This is a genomic window from Mesorhizobium sp. YIM 152430, assembly GCF_029210365.1.
Classification (GTDB): Bacteria; Pseudomonadota; Alphaproteobacteria; order Rhizobiales; family Rhizobiaceae; genus Aliihoeflea.
Map to the genome: position 1 here is coordinate 127983 of NZ_JARGES010000046.1, position 15731 is coordinate 143713.

Annotated in this window: 16 protein-coding genes; 8 read left to right on the forward strand and 8 right to left on the reverse strand. The window is 66.0% G+C overall.

Annotated features, from left to right (window positions below):
• Positions 1 to 28: 28 nt before the first annotated feature.
• Genes PZ895_RS15765 through rnhA form a run of 5 tightly spaced genes read left to right on the forward strand, consistent with a single transcriptional unit; the run spans position 29 to position 3734 of the window.
• Positions 29 to 415, forward strand: a complete 387-nt coding sequence (locus tag PZ895_RS15765) for a DUF983 domain-containing protein (RefSeq protein ID WP_275839950.1) — start codon at positions 29 to 31, stop codon at positions 413 to 415.
• Positions 412 to 1161, forward strand: a complete 750-nt coding sequence (locus PZ895_RS15770) for an SURF1 family protein (RefSeq protein ID WP_275839951.1) — start codon at positions 412 to 414, stop codon at positions 1159 to 1161. Before PZ895_RS15765 ends, PZ895_RS15770 begins: the two co-directional genes overlap by 4 nt.
• A 49-nt stretch (positions 1162 to 1210) precedes the next feature.
• Positions 1211 to 2215, forward strand: a complete 1005-nt coding sequence (gene ispH, locus PZ895_RS15775) for a 4-hydroxy-3-methylbut-2-enyl diphosphate reductase (protein WP_275839952.1) — start codon at positions 1211 to 1213, stop codon at positions 2213 to 2215.
• 32 nt (positions 2216 to 2247) lie between these two features.
• Entirely contained in the window at positions 2248 to 3210 is a 963-nt protein-coding gene (locus tag PZ895_RS15780) for a homoserine kinase (protein ID WP_275839953.1), read from the forward strand.
• Positions 3207 to 3734: a ribonuclease HI gene (gene rnhA / locus PZ895_RS15785; RefSeq protein ID WP_275839954.1), complete on the forward strand. Its 528-nt coding sequence runs from the start codon at positions 3207 to 3209 to the stop codon at positions 3732 to 3734. Before PZ895_RS15780 ends, rnhA begins: the two co-directional genes overlap by 4 nt.
• Here rnhA and PZ895_RS15790 read toward each other — a convergent pair.
• Both PZ895_RS15790 and PZ895_RS15795 read right to left on the reverse strand, forming a co-directional pair.
• Positions 3731 to 4216: a peroxiredoxin gene (locus tag PZ895_RS15790; protein WP_275839955.1), complete on the reverse strand. Its 486-nt coding sequence runs from the start codon at positions 4214 to 4216 to the stop codon at positions 3731 to 3733. The genes rnhA and PZ895_RS15790 overlap by 4 nt on opposite strands.
• A gap of 61 nt (positions 4217 to 4277) precedes the next feature.
• Positions 4278 to 5066 carry a protein-disulfide reductase DsbD domain-containing protein gene (locus PZ895_RS15795; RefSeq protein ID WP_275839956.1) on the reverse strand — a complete coding sequence of 263 codons (789 nt, stop codon included), beginning with the start codon at positions 5064 to 5066 and terminating at the stop codon, positions 4278 to 4280.
• Positions 5067 to 5203: 137 nt separating this feature from the next.
• Between PZ895_RS15795 and PZ895_RS15800 the strand changes: the two genes are divergently transcribed.
• Positions 5204 to 5812 carry a YqgE/AlgH family protein gene (locus PZ895_RS15800; protein WP_275839957.1) on the forward strand — a complete coding sequence of 203 codons (609 nt, stop codon included), beginning with the start codon at positions 5204 to 5206 and terminating at the stop codon, positions 5810 to 5812.
• Positions 5813 to 6034: 222 nt separating this feature from the next.
• Here the strand turns inward: PZ895_RS15800 and PZ895_RS15805 are convergent, their stop codons facing one another.
• From PZ895_RS15805 to thrC, 4 genes are read right to left on the reverse strand one after another with little or no spacing between them, the layout of a single operon-like run.
• The gene (locus PZ895_RS15805; protein ID WP_275840080.1) at positions 6035 to 8893 is read right to left on the reverse strand and encodes an EAL domain-containing protein; all 2859 of its coding nucleotides are present in this window, start codon (positions 8891 to 8893) and stop codon (positions 6035 to 6037) included.
• A 30-nt stretch (positions 8894 to 8923) separates the two neighbouring features.
• On the reverse strand, positions 8924 to 9520 hold the full coding sequence (locus PZ895_RS15810) for a GNAT family protein (protein WP_275839958.1): 597 nt from the start codon (positions 9518 to 9520) through the stop codon (positions 8924 to 8926).
• Positions 9521 to 9527: 7 nt separating this feature from the next.
• Entirely contained in the window at positions 9528 to 10820 is a 1293-nt protein-coding gene (locus PZ895_RS15815; RefSeq protein WP_275839959.1) for a pitrilysin family protein, read from the reverse strand.
• 48 nt (positions 10821 to 10868) lie between these two features.
• Positions 10869 to 12275, reverse strand: coding sequence for a threonine synthase (thrC, locus tag PZ895_RS15820; RefSeq protein WP_275839960.1), 1407 nt, complete (start codon positions 12273 to 12275; stop codon positions 10869 to 10871).
• 114 nt (positions 12276 to 12389) lie between these two features.
• Here thrC and PZ895_RS15825 point away from each other — a divergent pair, with 114 nt between their 5' ends.
• Positions 12390 to 12935, forward strand: coding sequence for a hypothetical protein (locus PZ895_RS15825; protein ID WP_275839961.1), 546 nt, complete (start codon positions 12390 to 12392; stop codon positions 12933 to 12935).
• 21 nt (positions 12936 to 12956) lie between these two features.
• Here the strand turns inward: PZ895_RS15825 and blaOXA are convergent, their stop codons facing one another.
• Together blaOXA and PZ895_RS15835 are read right to left on the reverse strand one after the other, a co-directional pair.
• Complete coding sequence (blaOXA, locus tag PZ895_RS15830) at positions 12957 to 13760, reverse strand: class D beta-lactamase (RefSeq protein ID WP_275839962.1); 804 nt, start codon at positions 13758 to 13760, stop codon at positions 12957 to 12959.
• A gap of 4 nt (positions 13761 to 13764) precedes the next feature.
• On the reverse strand, positions 13765 to 14451 hold the full coding sequence (locus tag PZ895_RS15835) for an HAD family phosphatase (RefSeq protein WP_275839963.1): 687 nt from the start codon (positions 14449 to 14451) through the stop codon (positions 13765 to 13767).
• 142 nt (positions 14452 to 14593) lie between these two features.
• Here PZ895_RS15835 and PZ895_RS15840 point away from each other — a divergent pair, with 142 nt between their 5' ends.
• Complete coding sequence (locus PZ895_RS15840) at positions 14594 to 15727, forward strand: site-specific DNA-methyltransferase (protein WP_275839964.1); 1134 nt, start codon at positions 14594 to 14596, stop codon at positions 15725 to 15727.
• The last annotated feature ends 4 nt before the right edge of the window (positions 15728 to 15731 follow it).

The window sequence follows — 15731 nt, forward strand, 5'->3', positions numbered from 1 at the left end:
TGCGGTCCGATCCGATAAAGGAACCGGCATGAACGACGACCGCGCACACCGCCCGCCCGTCGACCCGGTTCGCGCCGGGCTGACCGCGCGCTGCCCGCGTTGCGGGGAAGGGCGGCTGTTCTCGGGCTTCCTGGCCGTGGACGAGCGCTGCGGGGCCTGCGGGCTCGACTATTCGTTCGCCGATTCCGGCGACGGGCCGGCTGCCTTCGTCATCCTGATCGTCGGCTTCGTCGTCGTCGGGCTCGCGCTCTATGTCGAGGTAAGCTACCAGCCGCCGCTCTGGCTGCATTTCCTGATTTGGGTGCCACTCGCCGTCGGCCTCTCTCTCGCCGCGATGCGGCTCGCCAAGGGCGTCCTCATCACGCTTCAATATGCCAACAAGGCGGCCGAAGGCCGGCTCGACGGACCGAAATGACCGATATCGAAACACCCCGGATGGGCCGCGTCTGGGCGGCCGGCCTCGCCATCTGCAGCATCCTCGCGCTGGCGCTTCTGCTCATTCTCGGCACCTGGCAGGTGCAGCGCCTTCACTGGAAGGAAGACCTGCTGGCGACGATCGCCGAGCGCATTGCCGGCACCCCGCGCCCGCTGGCCGAGATCGAGGCGCTGGAAGCGAGCGCCGGCGACGTCGACTACTGGCCGGCACGCGCCGAGGGAACCTTCGTCCATGGCTCGGAGCGCCATTTCTTCGCCACCCATCAGGGCGGCTCGGGCTATTACGTCTATACCCCGCTGCGCCTCGACGACGGGCGCTTCCTGTTCGTCAATCGCGGTTTCGTGCCCTTTGACCGAAAGGATGCCGCATCGCGCGCCGAAGGCCAGATCGAGGGGCGCGTGACGGTCGAGGGACTGGCCCGCGACCGGCTCGACGAAAAGCCGTCCTTCATCGTCCCCGAGAACGAGCCGGAGAAGAACATCTTCTTCTGGAAGGACATCGACGCGATGGCCGCGACGGCGGGCCTGCCGGGCGGGGCCGAGGTGCTGCCCTTCTTCCTCGATGCCGACGGCACGGCCAATCCGGGCGGCCTGCCGATCGGCGGCGTCACCATGATCGACATGCCGAACAACCATCTCCAATATGCCATTACCTGGTATGGCCTCGCGCTCGCGCTTCTCGGCGTGCTGGGTGCCTGGTTCTGGCGATCGCGGCGCAAACCTTGACACCGGCCGGTCGAGACCGCATGTCCGGGTTTTGGCGAAGAGAGATTTCATGACCGTCGAAAAGCGCCCCCTGACGTTGAGATTGTGCGAACCGCGCGGCTTCTGCGCCGGCGTCGACCGTGCAATCCAGATCGTGGTGCTGGCGCTGAAGAAATACGGCCCCCCCGTCTATGTCCGCCACGAGATCGTTCACAACAAATATGTCGTCGAGGGGCTGAAGGCGCGCGGCGCGGTGTTCATCGAGGAACTCGAGGAGATTCCCGCCGAACACGCCGACAAGCCGGTCGTCTTTTCCGCCCATGGCGTGCCCAAATCCGTGCCGGCGGACGCGCAGGCGCGCAATCTCTTCTATCTCGACGCCACATGTCCGCTCGTCTCCAAGGTCCACAAGCAGGCCATGCGCCATTCCCGTCTCGGCCGCCATGTCGTGCTGATCGGCCATGCCGGCCATCCCGAAGTCATCGGCACGATGGGGCAGTTGCCCGACGGCGACGTCACGCTGGTCGAAACCGAGGCCGAAGTCTCCAGTCTCGACTTTGCCCCCGAAACGGATCTCGGCTTCGTCACCCAGACGACGCTGTCCGTCGAGGACACGGCCGGCGTCATCCGCGCGCTTCAGGAGCGTTTCCCGCAGATCGAGGCGCCGGCCGCCGAATCGATCTGCTACGCCACCACCAACCGCCAGGAGGCGGTGAAGGAAGCCGCCCCCGGCGCCGATTTCTTCCTCGTGGTCGGCGCGCCCAATTCATCCAACTCGCGCCGTCTGGTCGAGGTCGCGGAGCGGGCAGGGGCCGCGCGTGCGCTTCTCGTCCAGCGCGAGAGCGAGATTCCGTGGCACGAGATCGGCGACATCGCGGTCCTCGGCCTGTCGGCCGGCGCCTCGGCGCCCGAGATCATCATCGACGAGATCATCGAAGCCTTCCGCGCCCGCTACGACGTCACGCTCGACGTGGTGATCACCGCGGAGGAAACGGAGAACTTCCCCGTCATGAGCGCGCTGCGCGATGTGGAATTGACGAGTGCCGACATGGCGTTCGTCAATGGAAGCGTCTAGACAGAGGCAAATTCCAGCGCTTCCGGACTTCCATGGCCGTCTACACCGACATCAACGAGATCGAACTCGCCGACTTCCTGACGGCCTACGACATCGGCACGCTGACCTCCTACAAGGGCATCGCCGAGGGTGTCGAGAACTCGAACTATCTCCTCCACACCACGGCCGGCGCCTATTTCCTGACGCTCTACGAAAAGCGCGTCAACCGCGACGACCTGCCCTTCTTCCTCGGCCTGAAGCAGCATCTGGCCGCGCGCGGCGTGCGCTGCCCGGTCCCTATCGCGCCGAAGGCCGGCCCGCTGATCGGCGAACTCGCCGGCCGCCCCGCCGCCATCGTCTCCTTCCTCGAAGGCATGTGGCCGCGCCGCCCGACGGCCGAGCATTGCCGCGCGGTCGGCGAAGCGCTCGCGAAAATGCACCTCGCCGGCGCCGATTTCGCGATGACGCGACCGAACGCGCTTTCCATCGAAGGCTGGCGCGCGATCTGGGACAAGGCGCATGACGGCGCCGACGCGGTCGAGCCGGGCCTTGCCGCCGAAACCGATGCCGATCTTGCCCGCGTCGAAGCCAACTGGCCGCGTGACCTGCCGGCCGGCACCATCCACGCCGATCTCTTCCCCGACAACGTGCTCTTCCTCGGTCAGGACGCGGGCCTGATCGATTTCTACTTCGCCTGCACCGATTTCCTCGCCTACGACGTCGCGATCTGCCTCAACGCCTGGTGCTTCGAGCGCGACCATGCCTTCAACCTCACCAAGGGCGCCGCGCTTCTGAGGGGCTACACCTCGGTCCGGCCGCTGTCCGACGCCGAGGCCGCCGCGCTGCCGATTCTCGCCCACGGCGCCGCGCTGCGCTTCATGCTGACGCGGCTCTACGACTGGGTGAACACGCCCGCCGGCAGCCTGGTCGTCAAGAAGGACCCGCTCGAATATCTGCGCAGGATGCGCTTCCACCGGCAGGTGGCCTCCGCCGCCGAATACGGACTGCCCCGATGACCAAACATGTCGAAATCTTCACCGACGGTGCCTGCTCGGGCAATCCCGGCCCCGGCGGCTGGGGCGCGATCCTGCGCTTCGGCGGGATCGAAAAGGAACTGTCGGGCGGCGAGGCCGACACCACAAACAACCGCATGGAATTGCTCGCCGCCATTTCGGCCTTGCAGGCGCTGAAGGAGCCGGTCAAGGCCGATCTCTACACGGATTCCAACTATGTCCGCGACGGGCTGACCAAATGGATTCACGGCTGGAAGAAGAATGGCTGGCGCACCGCCGACAAGAAGCCGGTCAAGAATGCAGAACTCTGGCAGGCGCTGGATGCGGCGCGGCAGAAGCACGACGTCACGCTGCACTGGATCAAGGGCCATGCCGGCCACCCGGAAAACGAGCGGGCGGACGAACTCGCCCGCCTCGCCATGGCCCCCTTCAAGCCGAAGAAAAAGGCGCCTGCGGAACATGCCGAGACGCCTCCCGCTCCGGCCCGAAAGCCGCGCCTGATCGGCAACGCGACCCGTAAAGCCTAAAGCGTCTCCAGGATCTTCGCCGCGCCCGATTCCACCGCTTTCCCCGGCGCGTCGCCGCTGTGGAGCGCGGTGACGATGCCGTCCTCGATGATCATCGAGAAGCGCGTCGCGCGCAGGCCCATGCCGGCCGCCGAAAGGTCGACGTCGAGCCCGCACTTCTTGGCGAATTCGCCGCTGCCGTCGGCGAGAAACATCAGCTTGCCTTCGCCGCCGGTGAAGCGCGCCCAGGCGGTCATGACGTGGATGTCGTTGACGGCGACGACGGCGATCGTGTCGACGCCCTTGTCCTTCAGCGCGTCGTAATTTTCGAGGTAGCCGGGCAGGTGGTTGTTCGAGCAGGTCGGCGTGAAGGCTCCCGGCACGCCGAACAGCACCACCTTCTTGCCGGCCGTCAGTTCGCCGGTGGTGATACCGACGGGGCCGTCCGCGCCGATGGTCTTGAAGGTCGCGTCGGGCAGTTTGTCGCCAACCGAAATCGTCATCTCTTAGCTCCGAATTATTGGGAGTTCCGCGATAGCGGGCCGCGCCCGCCTTGGCAATGCGTCAGGGCAGGGCGAGCGTGCCGGCTACCGCCGCGTCGCCCGCGACCAGCGTGTAGTCGGCGGCGACCGCGCCATCCTTGTCTGTCGACAGGATGCGTGCGGTGAAGATCCCGCCCGAAGAACCGGGCGTAAATTCCGGCGCGGCGAGCATCAGCCCGTCATGGCCGGCGAGGAAGAGATCGGCCGTTTCGATTCCGTTCGGCAGGTCGACCTCGATGGCCAGCACGTCCGCCTTCCGGCTCGCGCCGACGACCTCGAATCCGTTTTGTGCCTCGCCTGGCAGATTGGCGAAGGCGCGGCCGATTCCGGCCTCGTCGAGCGGTCCGATGTCGTCGGAAGGCGTTGCGGTCAGCGTCGTCTGCACGGGCACGCAGATCGTCTCGCAGACGCCGAGGAAGATGTCGACGCCGAGCGGCGCTTCGATGTCGGCAAGGCCCGAGACGATGATCGGCAGCGTGACGTCCCCGTCATATCCCGCCCATTGCGACGCGCCGTCGTCGAAGCGTTGCGGCGCGGGAAAACGCAGCGCGACGCTTGCGGCGGATGCGGCCTCGTGCAGCGAAATCTGCGGCGCGACGCCGCTTTCGCCCGGCTCCTGCCAGTAGGTTTTCCAGCCTTCGTCGAGGCGGATTTCGAGCGCCCCGCGCAAGACGCCATCGGAGTCTGCCGTCCGCTCGGTCACGAGCCGCAGCTTGCCGCCGGTCATTTCGTGCCAGTCGCTGGCGCCGGCATGAGCGAGGGCGGGCACGAAAAAGGCAACGGCCGCGAGAAGTGCAGATCGGGCTTTCATGCCACCGGTTTTGACCCGCCGCGCCGGTCTTGGCAATGTCCCGCCTGGTTCCGATGGATCATTTCGCGGTGATGACGGTTCAACAAATGACACCGGCTTGACTTTCGCCTTTATCGGAAACGGGTTACGATTTCGACATGGACATACTGGGCCACAGAAAGGGTGCCGCAGGTCAGGGTTTCCTGGAGAACCAGTTCCTGATCGCGATGCCGGGAATGCAGGACGAGCGCTTCGAGCGCTCGGTCGTCTATTTGTGCGCCCATTCGGAAGAAGGCGCGATGGGGCTGATCGTCAACCAGCCGCAGCAGCTTCTCTTTCCCGATCTTCTGGTCCAGCTCGACGTTCTGGAGGAGGAGGAGGCGATCCGCCTGCCCGAGCCGGCGCGCTCGATCATCATCCGCAATGGCGGTCCGGTCGACCGCTCGCGCGGCTTCGTCCTCCATTCCGACGACTACATGGTCGAGTCCTCGCTGCCCGTCGCCGGCGACGTCTGCCTGACGGCGACCATCGACATCCTGCGCGCGATCTCCACCGGCAAGGGGCCGCAACGCGCCCTGATGGCGCTCGGCTATTCGGGATGGGGCGCGGGCCAGCTTGAGCAGGAAATTGCGGAGAATGGCTGGTTGACCTGTCCGGCCAGCCCCGGCCTGCTCTTCGACGGCGATCTCGCCAGCCAGTACGATCGGGTCCTCGCCTCGCTCGGCATCGACCTCACCCGCCTCAGCGCCCAGGCCGGCCACGCCTGAGATTGTCGGAACACTGGTTTTTCTGAGTTGACCCCCACCTTGTATCCCTCCCCACAAGGGGGAGGGAGGTCGTCAGCGCCATGCAGGCCCTTCAATGCAATACGCGGTTTGGAGATCAAGGCGCGACGTCGGCGACTCCCTCCCCCTTGTGGGGAGGGATGAAGGGTGGGGGTCCGCACGGCCGCAGGCCGGGCGATCAAAGGCTCTACACGTCGCCGGACGCTACTCCGCCGCTGCGGCCGGTGCCGGCTTTTCCTTCAGCATCCGCACGATCTCGCCGGCCGACATCGGCTGGCCGAAGGCGAAGCTCTGGACATATTCGCAGCCGAACTCGCGCAACTCCTCCGCGTCGCTGTCCTGCGCGACGCCTTCGGCGACGACCGACAGGCCGAGTTCATGCGCCATGTTGACCATGGAGCGCAGCAGGACGAGCCGCTTCGGACTCGCATCCTCGACGAAGCTGCGGTCGATCTTGATCGTGTCGAAGGGAAAGCGCGTCAGATAGGCGAGCGAGGAATAGCCGGTGCCGAAATCGTCGAGCGACAGCCCGATGCCGATCTGGCGCAGCTTGGCGAGCACATGCGCGGCCTGTTCGGGATTGTCCATCACCAGCGACTCGGTCAGCTCCAGCCGGAAATTTCGCGGCTTGATCGAGGCGCGGGCGATGACCGAGCGCACGTCCGAGACGAGGTCGCGGCGCAGAAGCTGCCGGCTCGACAGATTGACCGAGACGAAAAGCGGCAGGTCGCCGGCAAGCTTCAGCCATTCATGCAGGTCGTCGGCCGCCTTCTGCATGGCGAACTGGCCGAGTTGCACGATCAGCCCGCAGCTCTCGGCGACCGGGATGAATTCGCCGGGCGGAATGGCGCCCCGTCGCGGATGCTCCCAGCGCATCAGCGCCTCGAAGCCGGCGATGGTGCCGTTTTCGAGACGGATGATCGGCTGGTAGGCAAGCTGCATCTCGCCGCGCTCGACGGCGCGGCGCATGTCGGATTCGATCTGGAGCCGGTCGCTGCCACCGGTGCGGAAGGCCGGGCGGAACGGTTCGATCCGGTCGCCGCCAAAGCGCTTGGCCTGGTGCATGGCGAGTTCCGCGTCCTTCAGCATGTCGGCCGAATTCGTCGTGTTGATGGTCCACGAGACGAGCCCGATCGACGCCGTCAGCACGATCTCGCGCTTGGCGAAGGTGATCGGCGCGCTGATCGCGTCCCGCACCGCCTCGGCGATGGCCGCGACCCGCACCGGGTCCTGTTCGGACACCAGCATCAGCGCGAACTGGTCGCCCGCAATGCGCGACAGGCTGTCCTTGGGCTTCAAGATGCGGTGCAGCCGGCGTGCGACGGTAAGCAGGATCGTGTCGCCGGCCGAGATGCCGAGGCTGTCATTGACCTGTTTGAACCGGTCGAGGTCGATGACGAAGACGGAAGGCCGGATCGCGTCTTCGGACTTGGCGACGGAAAGCAGCGCGTCGAGACGGCTGACGAAGATCTGACGGTTGGGCAGGCCGGTGAGATTGTCGTGGACGGCATCGTGAAGCAGGCGCTCCTCCGCCTTCTTCTGCTCCGTCGTGTCGACCATGGTGCCGACGCAGCGCAGGATTTCGCCGTCCGATCCGATCACCGGCCGCGCCTTCAGCGTGAACCAGTGGAAATGACCGTCGGCGCCGCGCAACCGGAACGCCTGTCCGATGCGGCCGCGCCGGTGTTCGAGGATGACGTCGAGCAGCGTTCGGAAGGTGTCGCGGTCGTCGGAATGGAGCGCAGGCAGCCAGTTGCGCGCCGGGCCGTGCAGGCTGTTCGCTTCCAGCCCGAGCTGGCGCGCGATGTCGGGCCGGGTGACGATCCGGTCGCGGGTCACGTCCCAGTCCCAGACCGTGTCGCCGGCACCGGTCACGGCGAGCGCCTGGCGTTCGAGGTCGCTGAAAAGGCCCTGTTGCAGGCCGCCGCCGGCAAAGGCGTGCTGCATGACGGTGAAGCCGATCAGGAGCACGACGAGCACGAGTCCGCCGCCAAGCGCCGGCTGGATGATGTCGTTGTCGATGCCGCCGGTCACCGCCATATAGGCGGCCGCCAGCCAGGCGAGGATCATCAGCCAACTGGGTATGAGCATCACCGCCCGGTCGTAACCCTTGATCGCGAACGTGCCGATGAGGCCGAGCCCCGCGACCGCCGTCACCGCGAAGGAAAGCCGCGCGATGCCGGACGCGATTGCCGGGTCGAAGGTCGCGACGCCCGCGATCATCAGGAGCCCGAACACCCAGGCGAGCGCCGCATAGCTGAAATGCCAGTGCCAGCGGTTGAGGTTGAGATAGGCGAACAGGAAGACGACGATGGTGGTGGCGAGCGCGACTTCCGCGCCCGCGCGCCAGATCTGCTCGTTGCCGGGCGTGATCTCGATGACGCGGGTCAGAAAGCCGAAATCGATCGAGATATAGGCGAGAACCGACCAGGCGAGCGCCGCCGTGGCGGGGAAGAGCGAGGTTCCCTTGACGACGAAGAGGATGGTCAGGAACAGCGCCAGCAGGCCGGCGATGCCGATGACGATGCCGCGGAAGAGCGTGTAGGAGTTGACGTTGTCCTTGTAGGCTTCCGGTTCCCACAGCCGCAACTGCGGCAGGTCGGGCGAGGCGAGTTCGGCGACGAAGGTGACGATCGAGCCCGGATTGAGCGTGACGAGGAAGACGTCGCTGTCGGGGGCGGCCTGCCGGTCGAGCGCGAACCCCTCCGACGGCGTGATGGCGGCGATGCGGCTGGAGCCGAGATCGGGCCAGATCATTCCCGAATCCACCAGCCTGAAATGCGGGGCGACGATCAGCCGGTCGATCTGCCGGTCGGTCGGGTTGGAGATCGCGAACACCGCCCAGTCGCCCGACGAGCGCTCGTCGTTTGCCTCGACCTCGATGCGGCGCACGATGCCGTCGGTGCCGGGCGCGGTCGAGACCTGGAAGCTCGAGCCCTGGTTGCGGTAGAGGTCGACCCGATCGGTCAACTCGATGGCCGCCTCGTTGCCGGTGATGGCGACGGGATCGAGCGCGAATGCGGGTCTGGCGGCGACCCCAATCAGGACCGCCAGGAAAACCAGGATCGCGCTGGCCTTGAAACGCCCCAAACCTCAGCCTCGTTCGTGTCTGGCCCGATGCTCTTCGGCAATCAGGGCGTAGAGAAGATGATCCCGCCACACGCCGTTGATGCGCAGATAGGATCGCAACAGTCCTTCGCGCCGGAATCCGGCATTTTCAAGCACGCGGATCGAGCGTGCATTGTCGGGAATGCAGGCCGCTTCGAGCCGATGCAGTTTCAGCGTGTCGAAGGCATGGGACAGCGCGAGCTTCATCGCCGCCTGCATCAGCCCCCGGCCAGCGTAACGTTCCCCCATCCAATAGCCGATCTGCGCCGATTGAGCGACGCCATGGCGGATGTTTCCAACGGAAATGCCGCCGACGAGCCGGCCCTTTTCGTTTTCGAAGATCAGGAAGGCGTGGCCTGTGCCCGCCGCGGCTTCCGCATTGTAGCGCCGCAACCTTTGGCGCCAGGCCGAATAGTCGAGGTCGTCGGCCGGCCAGCGCGGCTCCCACGGTTCGAGGAAGGCGCGGCTGTCCTGGCGCAGACGGGCCCATTCCTCGTGATCGCGCTTGCGGGGCGGGCGAAGCGTGACGCCGCCGCCCGACAACGCCGGCATGGCGCTTCTGACGAAAGGCGGGAACGGCATCGCCTTGTCAGACGGCGAGCTTGCGCGCCGGCGCCGGGGCACTCGCCAGCAGGTCGGTGACCGTCTCGAAGGCCGGCAGCGTTCCGACGGGCCCGACGGCGGCGATGGTCGGCCGGGCCGAAAAAAGGCGCGAGGAAAGGTCGGCCAGCCGGTCGGTCGTCAGCTTCGACAGCCGGTCCATCAGTTCCTCCATCGGGATCGGGCGTCCGTAGAGCAGCAATTGCCGCGCGATCTGCGAGGCCCGGCTCGACGGGCTCTCCTGCGACATCAAGAGCCCGGCGCGATACTGCGCCCGCGCCCGGTCGAGTTCCTCGGGCAGGATGGCCTCGCCCGATTTCCTGAGTTCGCCCAGAAGCACCGTCGTCAGTTCGGCAATGTCCTCCTTGCCGGTCGCGGCGTGGATGCCGAAGATGCCCGTGTCCGAAAACCCCCAATGGAAGGCGTAGACGGAGTAGCACAGCCCGCGCCGCTCGCGCACTTCCTGGAAGAGGCGGGACGACATGCCGCCGCCGAGGATCATGGAGAGCACCTGCGAAGCGTAGAAGTCGCGCACGTGATAGGCGCGGCCCTCGAAGCCGAGCACGATCTGCGCGTCCATCAGATCGCGGCTTTCGCGGAAATCGCCGCCGACATAATGCGCAAGCTGGGGCAGCGTCGCCTCGCATCGCGGCTGGAACGAGCCGAGGCGTTTTTCGACCTCGCGCACGAAGCCGTCGTGGTCGACCGCGCCGGCCGCGACGACGATCATCCGGTCGGCCGCATATTGCCGCTCGAGGAAGCCGCGCAATTGCTGCGAGGTGAACGCGCGGACCGTTTCAGATGTCCCCAAAATGGACCGGCCGAGCGTCTGGTGCCGGAAAGCCGTTTCGGTGAACCGGTCGAAGACGATGTCGTCGGGCGTATCGTGCGCCGCGCCGATCTCCTGCAAGATTACGTGCTTCTCGCGCTCCAGTTCGTCCGCGTCGAATTTCGAATCCATCAGGATGTCGGCGAGGATGTCGATGGCGAGCGGCACGTCGTCCTTGAGCACGCGCGCGAAGAAGGACGTCGTCTCGACGCTCGTCGCCGCATTGATCTCGCCGCCGACATTCTCGATATCGGATGCGATCTGCCAAGCCGCACGCTTGCCGGTGCCCTTGAACGCCATGTGTTCGAGCAGATGGGCGATGCCATGCTCGTCGTCTCGTTCGTCGCGCGAGCCGGACTTGACCCAGATTCCGAGTGACACGGATTCGATATGCGGCAGCGTTTCGGTTGCAACCGTCAGGCCGTTCGACAAACGGCTAACCTCAACCCTCATGCGGGTCGTACTCCCTGGACAATGCGCGTCGGTGGACGGGGACGCGCCTTACTGGTTTGCGGCCGCTCTTGTGTGGCGGTCGATGTGATCTTCCAACATTTTCAGGTCGGATGGAAGGACGTCGAATTTCTCGGCCCTCGTCATCAGGTCGCCGAGCCAGGCGGGCAGCGCGGGATCGACCCCGCTCGCCGCCTGGACGGCATCGGGAAATTTCGCCGGATGCGCGGTCGAAAGCACGACCATCGGCACCGCCGGATCACCCTTGAAATCGCGCGCGACCTTGATCGCGATCGCCGTGTGCGGATCGGCGAGATAACCCGATTTTTCGAGCGTTTGGCGGATCGTCTTCGCCGTCTCGCCGATATTCGCGCGCCCGGCGGCAAACTCCGCCCGCATCGCTTCGAGCGGACCGGCATCGATGGTGAAGGCACCCGACTGCTTCAGGCTCTCCATCGAGCGCCGCACGCTTGCCGCATCCCGCCCCGCCGCCTCGAACAGGAGCCGCTCGAAATTGGACGAGATCTGGATGTCCATTGAGGGCGAGGTGGTGGCGACGACGCCGCGCGTCTCGTAGTGCCCGGTCTCGAAGGTGCGCGCCAGGATGTCGTTGTCGTTGGTGGCGATGACGAGCCTGTCGATGGGAAGTCCCATCTTCTTGGCCGCATAGCCGGCGAAGATGTCGCCGAAATTGCCGGTCGGCACGGTGAACGAGACCGGCCGGTCCGGCGCGCCGAGCGTGATGGCGGACGAGAAGTAATAGACGATCTGCGCCATGATCCGCGCCCAGTTGATCGAGTTGACGCCCGAGAGCATCACGCGATCCCTGAACGAATGGTCGTTGAACATGCCCTTCACCAGCGCCTGGCAGTCGTCGAAATTGCCCTCGATGGCGAGCGCATGGACGTTGGCCTGCGTCGAGGTCGTCATCTGGCGCTGCTGGACGGGCGAGACGCGGCCGTGTGGGAACAGGATGAAGATGTCGGTCCGGTCGCGCCCGGCGAAGGCGTCGATCGCCGCGCCGCCAGTGTCGCCCGAAGTCGCGCCGCAGATCGTCGCCCGCTGGCCGCGCTGTTCCAGCACATGGTCCATCAGGCGCGCGAGCAACTGCATCGCCACGTCCTTGAAGGCGAGCGTCGGGCCGTGGAAGAGTTCGAGCACATGTTCGTTGGCGCCCGTCTGGACGAGCGGGCACACCGCCTCGTGCCGGAAGGTCGCATAGGCGTCCTCGACGATGCGGCGGAAATCGCCATCGGCGATGTCTTCGGCAACGAACGGCGTCAAGAGCCGGATCGCCAGTTCCGGGTATGTCAAACCGCGCATCGCGCGGATGTCGGCGGCGGAAAATTGCGGCCAGGCGTCGGGAAGATAGAGCCCGCCATCGCGGGCAAGCCCGGCGAGAAGGACATCGGCGAAGCCAAGTTGCGGCGCCTCGCCGCGCGTACTCGAAAAGCGCATCGGATTCCGTTTCTCTGCGGCTTCGGCCCCCTTTGGAAAACGCATGAGGTCCGGTCGCATTTTGATTGCGGGGTTGGTATAGAACACCAGCTTTGCGTGAGGGAAGGGCCGTCCATGCCGATTTGTCGTTCGTCGATCCGTCATCTTGCCGTGCTGGCGAGCCTCGGCTCCCTTCTGGCCACTGCCGGCTGCCAGTCGAGCGACGGCGCCGCGGTGGCGGCACAGCCTGCCCAGGTCAATGTCGAGGAACTGCGCGCCTACTGCCCGCAGGTCATTCTGGAGACGACGGGCACGGTCTGGTCGCAATATGAGCGTGGCGGCGAGGGCGATGCCGCGCGGCTCGTCCAGCGCACCACCATTTCCGATACCACGCGCGCCTGTTCCTATTCGGCCGACGCGATCACGGTGAACGTCGCCGTCGCAGGCCGCGTCGTCCCCGGCCCTGCCGGCAGGCCGGGGCAGGTGTCCCTGCCGCTGGTCGTCGAGGCGCGCCGCGGCGGCGAGGTCGTCTATTCCAATCCGGTGAATTACGGCGTCCAGGTCACCGATACGGCCGGCGCGACGCAGTTCGTCTTCAACGACCCGGCGATCCTCATCCCGCAGGCCGGCGCCCAGCAGACCCGCATCTTCGTGCGCCTCGCCGTGCCCGAGGCCCGCTGACCCAACGCGGCGGGGCGCCCACTACAGCCCCGCCATCAGCCCCGGCAACTCCGCCAGGAACCCGCCACGCGCACGTATGCCGCTCGGCCCTTCCGTTCGCTGCTCGTCCTGGTTCAGCCTTGCAAAGACCACGCTGCGCTCTCCTTTCGTCGCCCAACCGACATACCAGCCCCATGCGCGCGACCGGTCGAAACTGCGGTCGGCAAGGCGCGGAAAGGCCGAACCCGTCTTGCCCCTGACCGACCACTCGCCCGCCGAATGTCCCTCGACGATCGCGACGGTCATGTCCATCGCGGCCGCAGACACCGGCAGCGTCCGGTTCACCAGGCCGTGGAGAAACCGGACCTGCTCGACTGGCGATACTTGTAGCGACGAGGCGATCCAGGCGCGTTCGAGCCCGTTGTCAAATCCCGGATCACCGGAGAAATCGGCATTGCCGTAGCCCCAAGCCGCGGCATAGGCCGACAATCGCTCCGCCCCGAGTGCTTGCGTGATCCGCTGCGAATACCAGACGACGGAATGGCGCATCCATGCGGCGGGGTCGGTGGGGCGGCGCCATTCGGCGATCCAGTCCGGGTAGCCTTCCTGAAAATCGAGCACCGGTGCGTCGGGCGCGGTCAGGAAGCCCGCATCATAGCCCATTACCGCCAGCGGCACCTTGAACGTGGAAGCCGGCGTGACGGGCGTATGGCAGTCGCCGCGTTCCATCAACACCGCGCCGCTCTTTCCGTCGGCGATCAGAGTGCAGATTTCCGCCGCCTTCGCTCCGGTTGTTGCAATCAGACACGAGGCGATGATGGCGAGGATCGTCGGCCAACGCATCATGGCTTCAGTCCTCCGACCAGGCGCTGAGCGCGGCGAGCGTCGCCGGCAGGTCGGCGTGGCGGCGGATGACGGTTTCCGCTCCCGCCTCGGTCAGCATGTCCGCGTGGCCCGGATGGGTGTGCGAGGCGCCGGTGAAGCCGATCACCCGCATCCCGGCAAGCTTCGCGCCCTGGATGCCGTGGATCGAATCCTCGATGACGAAGGTCTTCGCCGGATTGGCCGCCAGCGTTTCGGCCGCGTGCAGGAAGACGTCGGGCGAGGGCTTTGGCTTGCCCGACGGCGTGTCGCGCGAGGAGAAGACGACGCCCTCGAAGAAGGGCTTCAGCCGCACCTTGGTCAGCATCATGTCGAGCCGTTCGGTGCTCGAATTGGAGCAGATCGCACGCTTGCCCGTCACCGCTGCAACGGCCTCATGCACGCCCTCGATCGCCTTGACCTCGGCCTTCAGCCGCTGGTCGACGCGCCTTTCCACCTCGTCCAGCATCGAGATCTGGAACGGGATCGCCGCCTCGCGCTCGATCCGCAGCATGATTTCTCGAAACGTCAGGCCGGCATAGGTTTCCGCCAGTTCCTCGGCGCTGATCTCGTAGCCCGCGGCCGAAAGAATCTCCGCCTCGACGCGCGCGGCGATGATCTCGGAATCGACGAGCACGCCGTCGCAATCGAAAATGACGAGTTCGGGAGCAGCCATGGCAAATCCAGTCACATTGGGAGTTGCCGCCTCGTACACGACTGCGGCCAAGGGGGCAATTCGCCAGCCTTCACGCGATGTTAACGGTGATCGGTAACCATAACGGCCAGTAAATGCGTGTTGTCGAGTATCGGGTATCCTAATGTCTGCCGTGCGTCACCTTGCCGACCTTTCCCCCTCAGCCGAAAGCTCCGTCTGGCTCGACACGATCCTGAAAGGGGATTGCGTCGCGGCGCTGAACAGGCTGCCCGACCATTCCGTCGACGTCATCTTCGCCGACCCGCCCTACAATCTCCAGCTCGAAGGCGACCTTCACCGTCCCGACCAGTCCAAGGTCGACGCGGTCGACGACGAGTGGGACCAGTTCGAAAGCTTCGCCGCCTATGACGCCTTCACCCGCGCCTGGCTGCTCGCCGCGCGCCGCGTCCTGAAGCCGAACGGCACGATCTGGGTCATCGGCTCCTACCACAACATCTTCCGCGTCGGCGCGATCATGCAGGATCTCGGCTTCTGGATCCTGAACGACGTCGTCTGGCGCAAGACCAACCCGATGCCGAACTTTCGCGGCCGCCGCTTCCAGAACGCCCACGAGACCATGATCTGGGCCTCGCGCGACCCGAAGGCGAAGGGCTACACCTTCAACTACGACGCCATGAAGGCGGCCAATGACGACGTGCAGATGCGCTCCGACTGGCTGTTCCCGATCTGCACCGGCAATGAGCGGCTGAAGGACGAGAACGGCAACAAGGTCCACCCGACCCAGAAGCCGGAGGCGCTTCTCGCCCGCGTCATGCTCTCCTCGACCAGGCCCGGCGATGTCGTGCTCGACCCGTTTTTCGGTTCGGGCACGACCGGCGCCGTCGCCAAGCGCCTCGGCCGCCACTTCGTCGGCATCGAGCGCGACCAGACCTATATCGACGCCGCGCAGGAGCGCATCGACCGCGTCAAGCCCTTGGCCGACATGGATCTCTCCGTCCTGACCGGCAAGCGCGCCGAACCGCGCGTCGCCTTCGTCAGCCTCATCGATTCCGGCCTCATCAAGCCCGGCGCGGTGCTCCATGACGTCAAGCGCCGCTGGCAGGCCCGCGTGCGCGCCGACGGCACCGTCGCGGTCGGCGACATGTCCGGCTCGATCCACAAGGTCGGCGCCCTGGTGCAGGGCCTCGACGCCTGCAATGGCTGGACCTTCTGGCACTACGAGCGTTCCGGCGGCCTCAACCAGATCGACGAACTGCGCCGCATCGCGCGGCTGGGCATGGATCGCGCGGGGGCTTGAAGCC

Coding starts and splice junctions, on each gene's coding strand:
- PZ895_RS15765 (WP_275839950.1), top strand. CDS start 29: ATGAACGACGACCGCGCACACCGCCCGCCCGTCGACCCGGTTCGCGCC.
- PZ895_RS15770 (WP_275839951.1), top strand. CDS start 412: ATGACCGATATCGAAACACCCCGGATGGGCCGCGTCTGGGCGGCCGGC.
- ispH (WP_275839952.1), top strand. CDS start 1,211: ATGACCGTCGAAAAGCGCCCCCTGACGTTGAGATTGTGCGAACCGCGC.
- PZ895_RS15780 (WP_275839953.1), top strand. CDS start 2,248: ATGGCCGTCTACACCGACATCAACGAGATCGAACTCGCCGACTTCCTG.
- rnhA (WP_275839954.1), top strand. CDS start 3,207: ATGACCAAACATGTCGAAATCTTCACCGACGGTGCCTGCTCGGGCAAT.
- PZ895_RS15790 (WP_275839955.1), bottom strand. CDS start 4,216: ATGACGATTTCGGTTGGCGACAAACTGCCCGACGCGACCTTCAAGACC.
- PZ895_RS15795 (WP_275839956.1), bottom strand. CDS start 5,066: ATGAAAGCCCGATCTGCACTTCTCGCGGCCGTTGCCTTTTTCGTGCCC.
- PZ895_RS15800 (WP_275839957.1), top strand. CDS start 5,204: ATGGACATACTGGGCCACAGAAAGGGTGCCGCAGGTCAGGGTTTCCTG.
- PZ895_RS15810 (WP_275839958.1), bottom strand. CDS start 9,520: ATGCCGTTCCCGCCTTTCGTCAGAAGCGCCATGCCGGCGTTGTCGGGC.
- PZ895_RS15815 (WP_275839959.1), bottom strand. CDS start 10,820: ATGAGGGTTGAGGTTAGCCGTTTGTCGAACGGCCTGACGGTTGCAACC.
- thrC (WP_275839960.1), bottom strand. CDS start 12,275: ATGCGCTTTTCGAGTACGCGCGGCGAGGCGCCGCAACTTGGCTTCGCC.
- PZ895_RS15825 (WP_275839961.1), top strand. CDS start 12,390: ATGCCGATTTGTCGTTCGTCGATCCGTCATCTTGCCGTGCTGGCGAGC.
- blaOXA (WP_275839962.1), bottom strand. CDS start 13,760: ATGATGCGTTGGCCGACGATCCTCGCCATCATCGCCTCGTGTCTGATT.
- PZ895_RS15835 (WP_275839963.1), bottom strand. CDS start 14,451: ATGGCTGCTCCCGAACTCGTCATTTTCGATTGCGACGGCGTGCTCGTC.
- PZ895_RS15840 (WP_275839964.1), top strand. CDS start 14,594: ATGTCTGCCGTGCGTCACCTTGCCGACCTTTCCCCCTCAGCCGAAAGC.